General features: G+C 56.7%; 15 protein-coding genes. 4 read left to right on the forward strand and 11 right to left on the reverse strand.

Annotated features, from left to right (window positions below; all coding sequences use genetic code 11):
* Nucleotides 1-183: 183 nt before the first annotated feature.
* From SLH49_RS18510 to SLH49_RS18520, 3 genes are all read right to left on the reverse strand, one after another.
* On the reverse strand, nt 184-951 hold the full coding sequence (locus tag SLH49_RS18510; RefSeq protein ID WP_320270644.1) for a nuclear transport factor 2 family protein: 768 nt from the start codon (nt 949-951) through the stop codon (nt 184-186).
* A gap of 56 nt (nt 952-1,007) precedes the next feature.
* Entirely contained in the window at nt 1,008-1,421 is a 414-nt protein-coding gene (locus SLH49_RS18515) for a nuclear transport factor 2 family protein (protein WP_320270645.1), read from the reverse strand.
* A gap of 84 nt (nt 1,422-1,505) precedes the next feature.
* Nucleotides 1,506-1,982, reverse strand: a complete 477-nt coding sequence (locus SLH49_RS18520; RefSeq protein ID WP_320270646.1) for an ester cyclase — start codon at nt 1,980-1,982, stop codon at nt 1,506-1,508.
* Nucleotides 1,983-2,123: 141 nt separating this feature from the next.
* On the opposite strand from SLH49_RS18520, the gene SLH49_RS18525 reads away from it, so the two are divergent.
* Both SLH49_RS18525 and SLH49_RS18530 read left to right on the forward strand, forming a co-directional pair.
* Entirely contained in the window at nt 2,124-3,014 is an 891-nt protein-coding gene (locus SLH49_RS18525) for a LysR family transcriptional regulator (protein WP_320270647.1), read from the forward strand.
* Nucleotides 3,015-3,913: 899 nt separating this feature from the next.
* Nucleotides 3,914-4,411, forward strand: coding sequence for a hypothetical protein (locus SLH49_RS18530; RefSeq protein WP_320270648.1), 498 nt, complete (start codon nt 3,914-3,916; stop codon nt 4,409-4,411).
* 786 nt (nt 4,412-5,197) lie between these two features.
* Here the strand turns inward: SLH49_RS18530 and SLH49_RS18535 are convergent.
* The 3 genes from SLH49_RS18535 to SLH49_RS18545 form a co-directional block, all read right to left on the reverse strand.
* A complete protein-coding gene (locus SLH49_RS18535; protein WP_320270649.1) occupies nt 5,198-5,989 on the reverse strand; it encodes an ATP-binding cassette domain-containing protein in 792 nt (263 codons plus the stop codon).
* Nucleotides 5,989-7,143 (reverse strand): ABC transporter permease, encoded by a 1,155-nt coding sequence (locus tag SLH49_RS18540; protein WP_320270650.1) that lies wholly within the window; start codon nt 7,141-7,143, stop codon nt 5,989-5,991. The genes SLH49_RS18535 and SLH49_RS18540 overlap by 1 nt, the downstream gene beginning before the upstream one ends.
* Nucleotides 7,144-7,241: 98 nt before the next feature.
* Nucleotides 7,242-8,261 (reverse strand): sugar ABC transporter substrate-binding protein, encoded by a 1,020-nt coding sequence (locus tag SLH49_RS18545; protein WP_320270651.1) that lies wholly within the window; start codon nt 8,259-8,261, stop codon nt 7,242-7,244.
* Between the two features lie 179 nt (nt 8,262-8,440).
* On the opposite strand from SLH49_RS18545, the gene SLH49_RS18550 reads away from it, so the two are divergent.
* On the forward strand, nt 8,441-9,613 hold the full coding sequence (locus tag SLH49_RS18550; protein WP_320270652.1) for an ROK family transcriptional regulator: 1,173 nt from the start codon (nt 8,441-8,443) through the stop codon (nt 9,611-9,613).
* A gap of 39 nt (nt 9,614-9,652) precedes the next feature.
* Here SLH49_RS18550 and SLH49_RS18555 read toward each other — a convergent pair whose 3' ends face one another.
* Together SLH49_RS18555 and SLH49_RS18560 are read right to left on the reverse strand one after the other, a co-directional pair.
* Complete coding sequence (locus tag SLH49_RS18555) at nt 9,653-10,135, reverse strand: protein tyrosine phosphatase family protein (RefSeq protein WP_320270653.1); 483 nt, start codon at nt 10,133-10,135, stop codon at nt 9,653-9,655.
* 12 nt (nt 10,136-10,147) lie between these two features.
* The gene (locus SLH49_RS18560) at nt 10,148-10,402 is read right to left on the reverse strand and encodes a DUF1272 domain-containing protein (RefSeq protein WP_320270654.1); all 255 of its coding nucleotides are present in this window, start codon (nt 10,400-10,402) and stop codon (nt 10,148-10,150) included.
* Nucleotides 10,403-10,464: 62 nt separating this feature from the next.
* Here SLH49_RS18560 and SLH49_RS18565 point away from each other — a divergent pair, with 62 nt between their 5' ends.
* The gene (locus SLH49_RS18565; RefSeq protein ID WP_320270655.1) at nt 10,465-11,460 is read left to right on the forward strand and encodes a GlxA family transcriptional regulator; all 996 of its coding nucleotides are present in this window, start codon (nt 10,465-10,467) and stop codon (nt 11,458-11,460) included.
* 15 nt (nt 11,461-11,475) lie between these two features.
* On the opposite strand, the gene SLH49_RS18570 is transcribed toward SLH49_RS18565, so the two are convergent.
* The 3 genes from SLH49_RS18570 to SLH49_RS18580 are packed head-to-tail and all read right to left on the reverse strand — an operon-like array spanning nt 11,476 to nt 13,483.
* Nucleotides 11,476-12,384 (reverse strand): metal ABC transporter substrate-binding protein, encoded by a 909-nt coding sequence (locus SLH49_RS18570; RefSeq protein WP_320270656.1) that lies wholly within the window; start codon nt 12,382-12,384, stop codon nt 11,476-11,478.
* Complete coding sequence (locus SLH49_RS18575; RefSeq protein ID WP_320270657.1) at nt 12,381-12,716, reverse strand: hypothetical protein; 336 nt, start codon at nt 12,714-12,716, stop codon at nt 12,381-12,383. The genes SLH49_RS18570 and SLH49_RS18575 overlap by 4 nt, the downstream gene beginning before the upstream one ends.
* Nucleotides 12,713-13,483, reverse strand: a complete 771-nt coding sequence (locus SLH49_RS18580) for a DUF4198 domain-containing protein (protein ID WP_320270658.1) — start codon at nt 13,481-13,483, stop codon at nt 12,713-12,715. Before SLH49_RS18580 ends, SLH49_RS18575 begins: the two co-directional genes overlap by 4 nt.
* Nucleotides 13,484-13,489: the final 6 nt, after the last annotated feature.

Here is a 13,489-nt window from a genome sequence, read left to right on the forward strand (position 1 = left end):
CTTCGCCGATGCATCTGGACAGTATTGGGACAATGATGCCGGCGGCTTTGGGCATGTTGATTTAGGGCAGGCAAAAGCCGTTATCGGCTCGATTGAAACTCTCGCAGAGTAAAGCGGAATGAACCGGCCTGCCGAGCTGACGCCTGCGTGGGTCGGCAACGGCGACGCGACAGTGTTGTTGCGCTAGAACTTCCCCGAGTTTCCCCAAGTCTCACGCGGCCCGATTTCTTCTTCGTTCATCCAGTGCTCGACGATCAGGTCATCAGCGACCCGGTACAGGTCAAAAACTGCGATGTCTTTGCCTCGTGCATGGCGTTTTCCGTATGTGACGACAAAGTCGCCTTGGCCGACGAGTTGGAACATCATCTCATAGCTGCCAGCGTCATCAGACGCGAGCCACGATGCAAGACCGTCTGCGCCAGCCCCAGTCATAGGCGCGTGCTGGATTAGAGTATCAGCGACAAAAGCGCCCAACTTTTTATGATCACGCTGCTGAAGAACCTGCTTAGAGTATTCAAGAACAAGCTCTTTGCTGGCGGCAATATCGACGGATGTATCAACCACCGTTGTGCCGCGCACCATGTCCGCGCCCGACTGGGTCTTTTCCACGTAGGGCGCGATCGTGTCCCAGTGTTCCAAGATTAGGCCATTGGCGTCTGTGTAGAACAGGTCCATCGTTACCCATTGCGCAGCACCATCGTTGAGCGACTGGTAAGCGTTGCAAAATACCCAAGGACCATCTTCAAAGATGCGGACAATTTCGATGTCACGCTTGGGATTGCGCTCAACAAAGGGTTCAAAGAATGCAAGGAACCCTTCGGTCCCGTCGCCCACGCCGGTAGAATGTTGCGTATAGCGGTGGCCAGTGTACTTCGCCACTGCCTCTCGCGCGTTCCCGCCTGCGATCCCTTCCAGATAGATACGCCGTACGTTTTCCAACCCTTGTCCCATGATCTGTCTCCTCGTTCTTGTGTTCGCGGCCCACAGGGCGTGGGCCGCGCATCCGCTCAACGGCCGTGATAAGCCTCGCTCACAGCAAAACTGTCTTCGAACCAGTTCCAGAGCACAATCTCGCCATCTCTCACCTTGGCCCGCAGCGCAAAGGTGAACTCACCAACTTCCTGACCGGAGGCAGTGGTGGTTCCGTTCATGCGACCGAACACTGCGACAGTGTCGCCAGAGGCAAAGGCGTCTTCGTTCTCCCATTTTGTCACCGAAAGGTTTGAGGAGAAAACGCCGAGGAACGCAAAAATGTTCTCTTTGCCAACAGTCTCGCCAATCCAAGGCAGGCTTGGGTCACCCTCGTTGTGCCAGACCATGTCATCTGCCATAAGTGTGTCCATCGCCGTCATATCGCCGCTGCCCATGGCACCCATAAAGGCCATGACCGTATCGAATGATGCTTGGCTTGTTTCATCCATGTCTTGTGCTCCTGCATATGTTGCAATTGTTGCTGCCAGCATGCTCGCCAGTGTGGTTTTGAGAAGTGTTCTGCGATGCACGGGTCACTCTCCCGAAAGCTGCTGCAACGCTGTTGCCCAGTCTTCCACATGATAGGTGCGGGCAATCTTTCCGTCTTGCAGCTCATGGATATCAATAGCGAGAATGTCGAAGCTCCGGCCTTCGCCATCCACACCAAATAAAGGCGCGACAGGGGTTCCGGTTGCGCGGCTCCGCACGGTGATGACGTTGCCATCTTGGTGCATCGCCTGCACAGCCCACTCAAGATCTGGCATCAGTTGGGCGAAGCCACCCATCTGACCGAGAAACGCTTCGCGGTTCTTATTCTCGCCTGAGTAGTTCCCAATGCTTTCCCAGCTTTCATGCGTAGCATCCTGAAACGCCGCCGCAAGCTCAGCAGATCCCGGATCACTCAGAAGGTCATAGAAAACAGCGACCTTCTCTTTGTTATCCGCCACAACGGCTGTGGCGGTCATCAGAAGGGCTGCTGCGGTCGTCGTCAGTCGGTTTGCAATGGTCATTGTCATCTCCTGGTCTGTTCGTCTTGGCTCACCTGAGACTGCGACTACCGCAGTGTCCCGAACCACGAGGAGAGTGTATTTCGTCGATTATTGTTCGAATATATCTTGATTCCGTAATTGATAAATCCGAAAATCGGAACAATGATTGAATACCTCAGGCATATGGCTGTCTTCGCTCTTGTGGTCGATGAAGGGTCGTTTCGTGCCGCAGCACGGGCGTTAAATGTTGCCCCGTCGCGCGTGTCGGAGACTGTCTCGGATCTTGAGGCATATCTCGGCCGCACGCTGCTCAACCGATCAACCCGAAAGACTGCACTGACCAATGAAGGCCGCATCTTCTATAACCGTGTGGTTGAAATGGTCCGAAGCGCAGAGGCTGGCCTGAATGACCTCAACGCCCTCACGATCGAACCTGTGGGCACACTTAAGGTCTCCATGCCAGCTTTCATGTCGTCTTCTGGCTTGGCCCGTACAATTGGAGAGTTCGCGGGCGCACACCCACTTGTTTCGCTCTCAGTCGACTTTTCGGACCGACCAGTGGGGCTGATTGAGGCTGGGTACGACGTGAACATCCGTGTCGGCTGGCTAGATGACAGTGCGATGATGTCCCGTAAGCTTGGCGAAGAAGACCGAATGCTTGTGGCAGGGTCAGATTATGCGGCTTCTCGAACGAAGCCGACACACCCCAAAGACCTCGAGGGCTGGGACTGGATTGGATACGATCAACGCCAGGATACAATCGCGTTTGAACGAAATGGGAAGACAGAAAATGTCGCGGGTAGATCGCATCTTCGGGTCGATAGTGTCGATGCGCTCTATACGTTCACCGCGCAAAACCTGGGCGCGACGGTAATGCCAAACCATCTCGCCCAACGCGGAATAAATGAAGGTGTCCTACAACGACTCCTACCGGATTGGCAGCTCAGGCCTTTGGGCTTCTACGCGGTTTGGCCGGATAAATCCCGACGCGAGAGCCTCGCGCTTTTGTTCGTTCGCTTTCTTGCTGATAACTATGATCGAGCTTGTTCTTAATTATCCTGAATGGCTTGCTTCAACTGACCGCGGACACTAATGTTTTAACAGCACGATTGGTTTCGTCCGGCGTCTTCCCCATTCAAAGATGTACAAGCCAACGGGAACATTACCCGTCAACCGAAGTTCGTTAATCGAGCGGCGAAGCAGCTTAATGGGCCCCTGTACCGGGTACTGTGTCTAGCATGAACGGTAGCGACCCGGCGAAGCCCAATAAACCCGACGACGTAGCACGAACAGCAATGACCAGACGCCCCCACCCAAGACGTATTCCCATGTCACAATAGTCTTGACGCAGGTATCGTCCGCGACATTGCCGACGCTCTGGAACTAGAAGCGGGCACACTGCTTTCCTGCACGACGCCAGTGAGATCATAAAAGGACTGCATTGCGGCTAGCAATTTGTCGACTTTTTATTGTGCTAACTCGATTTTTTTGCGCCTCTGCAAAATCCAGTCCGTGATCCTGCTGATGACTGTGGCCGTCTGCGGGGGGTGCTAAGTGCCTTGCTGTTGGCCTTGCGGGTTTGACTGCTGGTTCTGAGTTCACTTATGACGAATTGTGCCCGGCGGGCGCCTTATTCAAGACAAAGTCAGTGTCTAGTTCGGCTGAGACGCTGCGGGCGGCCCATCGCCTGAAAAGCTGTCGCAGAAAACCAAACTGCATGCGTATTTTTGTCAAACTGCGGCACGTAGACATCGTGATTAGGAGCTATTGCATCGCGCGCTCAAGTACATGATCGGGATGCACCGCGCAGGACAGTGAACCACAGCTGATCAAAGAAAACATCGCTTCTCGTTAGTGAAGCAACGAAACGGAGTATAACATGGCATACACGAAACAAAGAGTTCACCGAGGACTTTGAAGCAGCTCAACAGGCCGGTCTCGCTTACCACGGCATGTCTAAGGTCGTGAAATCAATTCCTGCAGAGGAAGCGTGGGACCTTTATCAAAATACCCGTCGCGCACCCTTGCAGATGCAGATCTTTGGGCGGCATATCTTTGACCAGAATGAACAGGTCATTAAATTCGCGAAATCCGCCCCATCCGGCGATAGTAAACAAATGCCAAGCTTTATGGTCGGCATTACACAAACCGAACTGGACAATTTCGGCAAGACCAACGCCAATGAAACCGGTTCAGCTCTGCTGACTCGTCGCGACTCATGGAACTTGACAATCAATGATGTATGGGTCTGCGGCGGCGCGCATGCTGTGCAGGAGTTTCATCCGGCGTCGCCGATCAATGCGCGCAATATCTTTAGTCAACAACACATTTTGACCATTACTGGGCGGGACTGGTGGGACTGGCATTGGCTGGGTACATTCCGGTTTCAGGCAACAAGGATCTCGGCACGATCTATCGCCCCAGCATCACCAAAAAGGTCGAGGATCTGAATCTGGTGGACTATCAGGTGACCATCGCCAGTTTGAAGACCGTATCGGATGCGCAAAGCTTTCTGGCGAGTAAGGGCTTCAATATCAGCTAGCAGCTAGACCGTCCAAACCACATCGGCTCTCGATGAATTCCGCCTCGCTTCCATGTCCGGTGCAAACCTGTCTCCATCATCGCTTGAAGCTCGTCGTTCTGCGATACATACCCGGTCTTCAATACAAGTAGGCTAAAGGTTTGATAGCGCGCAGTCTCTGGACTGCATTTGCTGGCCGAAAACGAACAGCAAGTTGAAGGCACTATTTGTAGATCTTGCTGATCTTATAGCTTTCGTGGAAGATTTTCAAACTATTCGAACTGTCTCGGCTCGGCATCAGCGGAAACGCTATCCGAGCCAAGACATCCACAGAGCGCTGGCCATCGCAATTGGGCTTGCTAAGGACATCGCCCTCGGTGAAGTTGCGGCTTACCAGACATCGCCAACGAGATAATCCGTAACCTGTAGGAACAGCTCATGGTTTTGCATCGGCGTGCTCGCTGGTACGAAGAACGCTTGATGAAAGTTGCAGAGAAGACGCGCGTGTTTGTCTTCATCGCAGGATAACGGGTGTAGCGCCTTTGCCGTCGGTTGAACACAGTGCACCGCTTGTCACTATCAAAAGCTCCTGACGCGGAGCTCCCGCAAATATAGAGCGATTTGCGACCCTCGGTCATCCTATCAATAGGTTGTGACAGCGCTGCCAAACTTGCTCAGGAGGTTCGATAGCATCACGAAATCCCGCGATGATGAGCTATGAGACTGTCTTCATGGCGCCTTTCATCTCTGCAGGCGGTTCTTTGGCACCCGTCATGAACGCCACCGCATCGGACATCGTGTAGTCCATCGGATCAATGACGCAGAGCCTGCGCCCCAAACGGTGGACATGGATGCGGTCAGCAACTTCAAAGACATGGGGCATGTTGTGGCTGATCAGGATGATGGGGATACCGCGCGAGCGCACATCAAGGATCAGTTCCAGCACCTTGCGGGATTCTTTGACGCCCAGGGCTGCGGTGGGTTCGTCCAAGATGATCACCTTTGAACCGAAGGCGGCGGCGCGCGCGACAGCGACGCCTTGCCGCTGCCCACCCGACAAAGTCTCAACAGGTTGGTTGATGTCCTGGATCGTCATCAATCCTAGCTCATTAAGTTTTTCACGGGCAAAGGCCTGCATCGCGGACTTGTCCAACTGTTTGAGGAGCGTTCCGCGCCATCCCGGTTTACGCAATTCGCGGCCCATGAACATGTTGTCGGCAATCGACAGGGCCGGGCTGACCGCAAGGGTCTGATAGACCGTCTCAATCCCCGCATGTCGTGCATCGTTGGGCGAGGCGAAACGCACCTCTCGTTGTTCCAGTTCGACCTCACCGCTATCGGGCACAACCGCTCCGGACAGCGCCTTGATCAATGTGGACTTGCCGGCACCGTTATCGCCGATTACGGCCAGGATTTCGCCCGGATAGAGATCGAAATCGCAGTTATCTAAGGCAACGACTTTGCCGTAGCGCTTGGTCAGATTGCGGCCTTTGAGAATGGGTTCCATTACGCAGCCACCTTTCTAATCCATTGGTCGATGCCGACGGCAAGGATGATCAGCGTGCCGATCAGCATGAAGGTCCATTGCGGGTTCACACCCGCCATTCCGAGGCCCAGCATGAACACACCGACGATCAGCGCGCCGAAAAACGCGCCCCATATCGAGCCGCGCCCGCCGAAGAGCGAGATGCCCCCGATGACCACCGCGGTGATGGATTCGATGTTCCCCTCAAGGCCCGTGGATGCGCTCGGCGATACGGAGGCAAAGCGTCCGATCAGAGACCAGCCTGCAATGGCCGAAATCATCCCGGCGAGCATGTAGACCGACATCAATGTGCGCTTGACGTTCACCCCAGCAAGCTCTGCCGCCTCGGGGTCGTCGCCCACTGCATATACATGGCGACCCCAGGCGGTTGAGCGGAGCATGTAAGCCAAAAGGAATGTCAGGCCGATCAGAACCAGAACGCCATAGGTGATCTTTGTCTGCCAGATCAGGTCGAGCCAGAACTGGTCGGTGTCGTTGGGGCGGATACGCTCATACGTGATGCCGCGCAGCTTTTCGATCCAGATGACAAGTTGTTCGTTTGGCTTGAGGCCCAGCCATTGCAGCATCGGCGCCTCTTCACGGATCGTGCGTGCGCGGATCGTTTCGTTGCGCGAATAGATGTAATTTGCGGCAAGCACGATCTGCCAGACGCCCAGCGTTGCGATAAAGGGCGGGATCTTGATGCGGGTGACGAGCCAGCCTGACAGGGCGCCGATCCCTGCGCCCGCTGCAAGGCCGCAAGCTACGGCCACAGCCGGCGGCAACCCGTAGGCGAAGGTGAACTTGCCCATGATGACCGAACAAAAGACCGCAATCGCACCAACAGACAGATCAATCCCCGCTGTCAGGATGACCAGTGTCTGCGCGAGTGCGAGAATGCCAACCACCTGTATCTGCTGGAAAACCAGCGTCATCTGCGGCAGGAAACGTGGCCCCAGCCAACCGGTGAAAATCAGGATCGCACAGACGAGGACAATCAGCGGGACAAGCGAGGGCGTCTTGTGCAGCGCGCTTTGAAACCGCATCAGCGGGGATTTGTGGCTGACCTCGAAAGCGGCCACCGTTTGCGACGCGCCTTCCAGACCGGCTTCGTAGTTGTCGGACTTGTCCGCCATGGCGACCTCCCCCAATGAGTGTTGCCTGTTGCGTTTGCAAAAGGGCGGGCCGTAGCCCGCCCCTCAATTTCCAGCTTGTGCTGTAATGTGCGTCGCGATCAACCCCAGCAGAGGTCGGTGCCTTCCTCGACCGAGATGCTGTCGACCCCATCAACCGCGCTGCCGGTCACCAGTGCAACACCTGTGTCAAAGAAGTCTTTGCCCGGCGTATTTTCAGGCAATGTACCATCGGCGGCATATTGGGCGATGGCTTCGATGCCTAGTGATGCCATCAAAAGCGGGTATTGCTGCGATGTTGCACCGATCACGCCATCGGCCACATCGGCGACCCCGGGGCAACCACCATCAACCGAGACGATCAGCACATCATCCTGCCGCCCCACCGCGACAAGCGCCTCATATGCGCCAGCCGCCGCCGGTTCGTTGATCGTGTAAACAACGTTGATATCAGGATCGGCGGCAAGGCAGGTTTCCATTGCGGTGCGGCCGCCCTCTTCGTTGCCTGCAGTGACCTCATTGCAGATGATCCGTTCGTCGGTCTCGTCGCCCCACATGTTCGGATCAACTACATCGATGCCGAAACCGGTCAAAAAGCCCTGATCGCGCAGCACGCCAACGGTGGGCTGGCTGATCGCAAGGTCGAGCATCGCGATCTTGGCGTCTGCAGCCGCATCGCCCAGCGCACCCGCAGCCCATTGCCCGATCAGTTCACCGGCAAGGAAGTTGTCGGTAGCAAATGTCGCGTCTGCGGCATCAATGGGGTTGAGTGGTGTATCGAGGGCGATGACCAAAAGGCCAGCCGCACGCGCCTCTTCAACCGGATCAACAATCGCAGCCGTATCCGACGCGGTGATCAGGATCCCAGATGCCCCGTTGGCGATGCAGGTCTCAATGGCCGCAACCTGTGCCTCATGGTCACCATCAACCTGACCGGCATAGGAATTGAGAGTGATGCCAAGCTCGGCGGCTTTCGCTTCGGCGCCCTCACGCATCTTCACAAAGAACGGGTTGGTGTCGGTCTTGGTAATCAGGCAGGCGGATGTGCCGTGGTCATCGGCCATGGCAGCACCGGCAGACGTGATTGCGGCAACGGCGGTGCCGATCAATAGCTTTTTCATTTTATCCTCCCAGACATTTGTCAGCGGGGCCTCCACCCCGCCTATTCAACGCCAGGTTTCCCCAACGTACAGCGCCTAGAAGGACAGATTCCAAATCCGCTGTCAATTAATTAGTTAACTTTCTTTATTAAAAGACTACCGCTATACTAATGCCTGAAGGAGTGCTGCAGAACGCTCGCATGGATGACGGTTTGATCAGATCAATTAGCCTTGGGCTAAGCCAGCGTGGTGTTCGCGATCATAACGAACGCCTGCTACTATCGCTGATCCAGCGCCATGGCGCGATGCCTGCAAGCGATCTTGCGCGCTATGCGGGTCTATCACCGCCAACGGTATCCACAATCCTCAAGCGGCTTGAGTCTGAAGGGCTGGTTGCACGGGGCGATCCGGTGCGCGGCAAGGTCGGCAAACCCTCGGTCCCGATGGGGTTGTCGCCGGATGGTGCGTTTTCGTTCGGGCTGAAGATCGGGCGACGGTCAGCGGAACTCGCGCTGATCGATCTCTGTGGAGTCATGCGCCATGAACGGCATCTAACCTATCGCGAACCTGTCGCGGCAGAGGTTTTCGACTTTGTCGAGAGGGGGATTTTCGAGATCTCGGAAGGGCTGCCAGAGGCGCAGAGACAAAGGATTTGCGGCCTTGGCGTCGCTGCGGCCTTTGAGATCTGGAACTGGCCTGAACAGGGATCGATTGCGCGGACGGAGTTTCTGAACTGGCGGTCTGTTGATCTGCGCCAAGACCTGCAATCGCTGACGGGACTGCCGGTATCGCTGATCAACGATGCCACGGCGGCCTGTCAGGCGGAACACACCTATGGGCGTGGGAAAGAGTTTCGGGACTACGCCTATTTCTTCATAGGCGCCTATATCGGCGGCGGTGTTGTATTGGATCATGCCGTTTATGAAGGACGTCAAGGCAATGCCGGTGCGCTTGGCTCATTGCGGACGATTGGGCCAAATGGCGAAAGCATGCAATTGGTCGAGATGGCGTCGATCCGCCAGTTGGAGAAGCGCCTGCGTGAGGTCGATTTTGATCCAAGGGTACTTTGGACTGACCCCGACAGTTGGTCCGCCCTGTCGCGCTATGTCGATCCCTGGCTGGGCCAGACCGCGCAGGAGCTTGCAAAAGCCGCGCTCTCAACCTGTTCGGTCATCGACTTTGAGGCAATCCTGATTGATGGCGCGTTCCCAGGCGACATCCGCGAAGATCTGGTGGCTCGCGTGCGCCGCTATGTGACGACACAGGATATGCGCGGCCTGATTCCTCCGCGCATCGAGGCTGGCTGCATTGGCCGTAAAGCGCGCGCGATCGGCGCGGCCACGCGGCCAATCAACACGCAATTCTTTTTGTAAGCGATATGGCCGGGTTCTTTGAGCCTTAGCCGTTGATCGTCAATAATCATCGCCCGCATATCGATTGGGCTGACCCTTCGCAGCAGGGTCACCGATAAAATCCGCCCAGTCGTCGCCCGGCCGCCAGATGCTCTCCATCATGGCAAAAGCCTCTTCCTCAGGCAGATCGTCATGGGTTTTCGCGTAGCGATAGAAGAACGCGCTGACCCTCGCATTATAGATGCAATGCACGTGAATTTGTGACCCAACATCATTGTCGAGCGCCGCCTTGAAGTTTGCGAAATCCTGATCTGTCGGGCCTTCGAAATCCACCGGAATATGGGTGTAGCGCATACCAAGTGCTGCGACTTTATCGGCCTCATCTGGCAGCGCGTCCTTCCCGTGGCCCAAACCCAGATTGACAATATGGGTCACGCCCAGATCGCGGATCTCGGCCAGTTGAGCGGCATCAGGCTGCCCGGACGTAGTAAGGTGCGCATTCACGCGGCGCCAGTTCAGGATGTGCTCTGGATCTTTTGTCATCTGGTCAATCCTTCAGGCATGAAGATGCGCGCAAACCGCATGCGCCTTGGTGAACCGCTTGTCAGAGGCCGGGAATTTGACCAGCTTTCCAGCAGGCCGCACCGGGCGCTGCACGAAATTCCCGCCGCAATTGGGACAGGTATTGTCAAATCTCTGCTCTACACACTCGGCGCAAAATGTGCATTCGAACGAACAGACACGCGCATCCGTTGCCTCCGGTGGCAGGTCCTTGTCGCAGCATTCGCAATTGGGCTTCAAAATCAGCATCACGTCATCTCCCTCTCCGGTGACGCTAGACTACGGGTTTTCGATTTGGCAGAAATGCCATTATGACTGTAAAAGCTGCCAAATCCCATCCATCACGAAAACGGCTGGTCGTCTTTGTCGTCTACCCCGATATCGTGCTTCTTGACCTTGTTGGCCCGCTGCAGGTCTTTTCACACGCGCCTGATCCGGTGATGCAGGGCAACGGTTATGAATGCGTTGTTGTGTCAGTGAGTGGCGGCCTCATCAAGACCAACACTGTGGTGTCCATCCCAAGCAAACCCATCGACAGCGTTCTTGACCGCGAGATTCACACACTGATTGTCGTCGGCGGTGACGGCGCGATCCCAGGCAGGCGTGATGCCGCCCTGATCAGCGCGATCAACCGGCTCGCCGAACAGGCTTATCGCGTCTGCTCCGTCTGTTCGGGTGCCTTGGTGCTGGCTGCCGCAGGATGGCTCGACGGGCGGCGCGCCGTGACCCATTGGGATGATTTTCAGATGCTGACGGAGGAATTTCCTCATGTGAAGACAGAACTGGACCCGATTTTTATCAAGGACGGCAATGTCTGGACATCCGCTGGGATCACCGCGGGCATCGACATGGCACTGGCGATTGTGTCGGAGGATCTGGGTCGATCATCGGCGATGGTGGTGGCCCGGTCGATGGTTGCGCAAATGGTCCGCTCTGGCGGGCAATCGCAATTCAGCCCCGCATTGGTACGTCAGGCCAGTGACGGCGCGGGTCGCTTTGAGGCGCTGCATCTTTGGATGGCGGATCATCTGGCGGCGCCGCTACCCGTTGAAACCCTCGCCGCTCAGGCGGGGATGAGCGCGCGTAACTTCGCGCGGGCCTATGCGAATGCCACCGGAACGACCCCGGCAAAGGCGGTTGAGGCAATGCGGATCGAGCGGGCGCAAGACTTGCTTGAGACGACAACCAAAAGCCTCAAACAGATCTCCACACTCTGCGGGTTTGGCGATGAAGATCGCATGCGCCGCGCGTTTCTGAGAACCCTGCATGTGTCACCTGCAGAGTATCGCAGCAACTTTCAGGTCTAAGAACCTCGCAGGTCCTCAGTTGCCCGGATTCTGCGCCACCGCGTCAGACAGGTCAGCAATCGCGGCGTCAAAGGCGGCGATGTAGCCGTCGTCCGCTGCGCCACGGGCCAGCGTATTGAAGACCACGTTGTCCAATCCAAGCGCGGCGGTCGCCTCAAAGGCCGCTGGTGGCGGTGCCGCCTCCCAGATCAGAACACGTGAACCCGTCTCGGCGACGAGCGCTTCCAATTCTGCCAGTTCCGCATCCGTTGGCATCACGCCGGGCTCCCATTCCAGCGAAGTGATCGATAGGTCGTAGCGTCTGGCAAGATACTGATAACGCGGATGAGTTGCGATCATCGGTACATCCTGCGCGCCAGCAAGGGCTGCCTGTGCGTCGGCATCGAGCTGCTCCAAATCACTGCGTAACTCAGCGAAATTGGCGTAGACCGCGTCGGCTTGGGCAAGCTCACGCCCGGCAATGGCACCCGCAATTGCCTCGGCCTGCGCGATTGCCAGCATCGGGTCGAGCCAGGTGTAAGAGGCCAGTCCTTCATGCGAATGCTCACCACCGTCACCATGGCTGTGGGTGATGCTTTCGGTCACGATGAACTGGTCGCGGATCGCTGCGGAGGTGTTGACCAGCCGCGACCGTGGCAGCGACACGCGGTCGACCCAAGTGGCAAATCCGGCCCCGTTCAACAGGATCAGATCGGCGGATTGGATCATGCTGATATCAGAAATCGCGGGCCGCCAGAAAGAGGGGTCAACATCCGCCGGTACGGGGAAAACAACCTCTGCCTCATCGCCCAACAGGCGCTCAGCAAAGTATTGCAGCGGATAGTTCACGGCGACAATACGCGCCCGATCCTGCGCAGCGGCAGCGTTTGCAGCCAGAAGCGTCAGAAGAGCGGCCAGCCAATGAGAGATACGGACGCGCCTCACGTCTGGCAATTCCGCGCAATGTCTTCGGGTGTCAGCAGCCAGTAATTGTCATGGCTGCCCGTATCCACCTCAATCACCAGCCCGCCCGTATGGTCAACGCTTTCAAGCGGGATGTTGGCCGTGCCATCGCTTTCCAATGCCAACGTCTGTAGCAGGACATTCTTGCCGTCGAGCACCCGAACCTCGCCCTGCTGTGCGGCATTGCCGTTGGAGAACTTCGCCTCCACCGTCACCGTCTCACAATCGACCGAGGCGAAGACAATGAGCTGATGTGCCGCCACACCGATGGGTGCCGCGATCAAAGCACAGCCCAGCAGAAGATGCCGGATCACTGCCCGGTCCATTCTTCGAAATGCACCCAGATCACGGCACCAAGCTCCACCGCCTTGTCCTGACCCTCCTGCGGCAGGGTGTAGTCGGCGGTGTTCAGCGCGGCAAAGCCCCACCAGCCGTCAGATGGTGGTGCGTAGGTGAAAACGCCATCGGCATCCGCCTTGACCGTCTGGGTGATCATCAATTCATCGGGCGCTGTCGCTCCGGCCCCATCATTGAAGAACTCAACCTCAACTTCCGCATAAGGCACAGGCGCGCCGTCCATCTTCACGATACCCTGAAAGACGTTGTGCTCCCACAAACCAAACGGCTTTGACAGCGGCACAATCTCGGTCTTCAGACCCAACTCCGTATCCCAGCCCTCGTCATCGCCGTACGCGGTCACGTATGTCTTTGTGTAGTGGATGATGAAGGCATCCTCAGCCGGTTCCCAATAGGGTTTGGGCTCCATCGCGAAGACATAAGTGCCCGGACGCTCCAGCGGATAGTCAAGCGTATAGCCCTCTTCATCCATCACCGTCGCCGATTGCAGATCGCCCAACAGGTCGGTGGTCTCGCCGTCATGGGTGACCGAAAACGCGGCAGGCATCTCAAGGATCATGCCGTCCATCTCGAACGGGTGCGAAAACGACATGGTCAACGCCACGCTACGCCCGTCTTCCTGGCTGATCATTGGATCATCAGGAATGATCATCCCGTAATGCGCCAGGGCCGGTGACACGGCGATCAGGCTCGCCAATGATGCGGTGACAAGATGACGTTTCATGAGTTC

Source organism: Cognatiyoonia sp. IB215446 (assembly GCF_033963825.1).
Lineage (GTDB): Bacteria > Pseudomonadota > Alphaproteobacteria > Rhodobacterales > Rhodobacteraceae > Yoonia.

Bases quoted from the DNA above. Each gene is read 5' to 3' on its own strand.
- SLH49_RS18510 (WP_320270644.1), bottom strand. From the start codon at position 951: ATGGGACAAGGGTTGGAAAACGTACGGCGTATCTATCTGGAAGGGATC.
- SLH49_RS18515 (WP_320270645.1), bottom strand. From the start codon at position 1,421: ATGGATGAAACAAGCCAAGCATCATTCGATACGGTCATGGCCTTTATG.
- SLH49_RS18520 (WP_320270646.1), bottom strand. From the start codon at position 1,982: ATGACCATTGCAAACCGACTGACGACGACCGCAGCAGCCCTTCTGATG.
- SLH49_RS18525 (WP_320270647.1), top strand. From the start codon at position 2,124: ATGATTGAATACCTCAGGCATATGGCTGTCTTCGCTCTTGTGGTCGAT.
- SLH49_RS18530 (WP_320270648.1), top strand. From the start codon at position 3,914: ATGTCTAAGGTCGTGAAATCAATTCCTGCAGAGGAAGCGTGGGACCTT.
- SLH49_RS18535 (WP_320270649.1), bottom strand. From the start codon at position 5,989: ATGGAACCCATTCTCAAAGGCCGCAATCTGACCAAGCGCTACGGCAAA.
- SLH49_RS18540 (WP_320270650.1), bottom strand. From the start codon at position 7,143: ATGGCGGACAAGTCCGACAACTACGAAGCCGGTCTGGAAGGCGCGTCG.
- SLH49_RS18545 (WP_320270651.1), bottom strand. From the start codon at position 8,261: ATGAAAAAGCTATTGATCGGCACCGCCGTTGCCGCAATCACGTCTGCC.
- SLH49_RS18550 (WP_320270652.1), top strand. From the start codon at position 8,441: ATGGATGACGGTTTGATCAGATCAATTAGCCTTGGGCTAAGCCAGCGT.
- SLH49_RS18555 (WP_320270653.1), bottom strand. From the start codon at position 10,135: ATGACAAAAGATCCAGAGCACATCCTGAACTGGCGCCGCGTGAATGCG.
- SLH49_RS18560 (WP_320270654.1), bottom strand. From the start codon at position 10,402: ATGCTGATTTTGAAGCCCAATTGCGAATGCTGCGACAAGGACCTGCCA.
- SLH49_RS18565 (WP_320270655.1), top strand. From the start codon at position 10,465: ATGACTGTAAAAGCTGCCAAATCCCATCCATCACGAAAACGGCTGGTC.
- SLH49_RS18580 (WP_320270658.1), bottom strand. From the start codon at position 13,483: ATGAAACGTCATCTTGTCACCGCATCATTGGCGAGCCTGATCGCCGTG.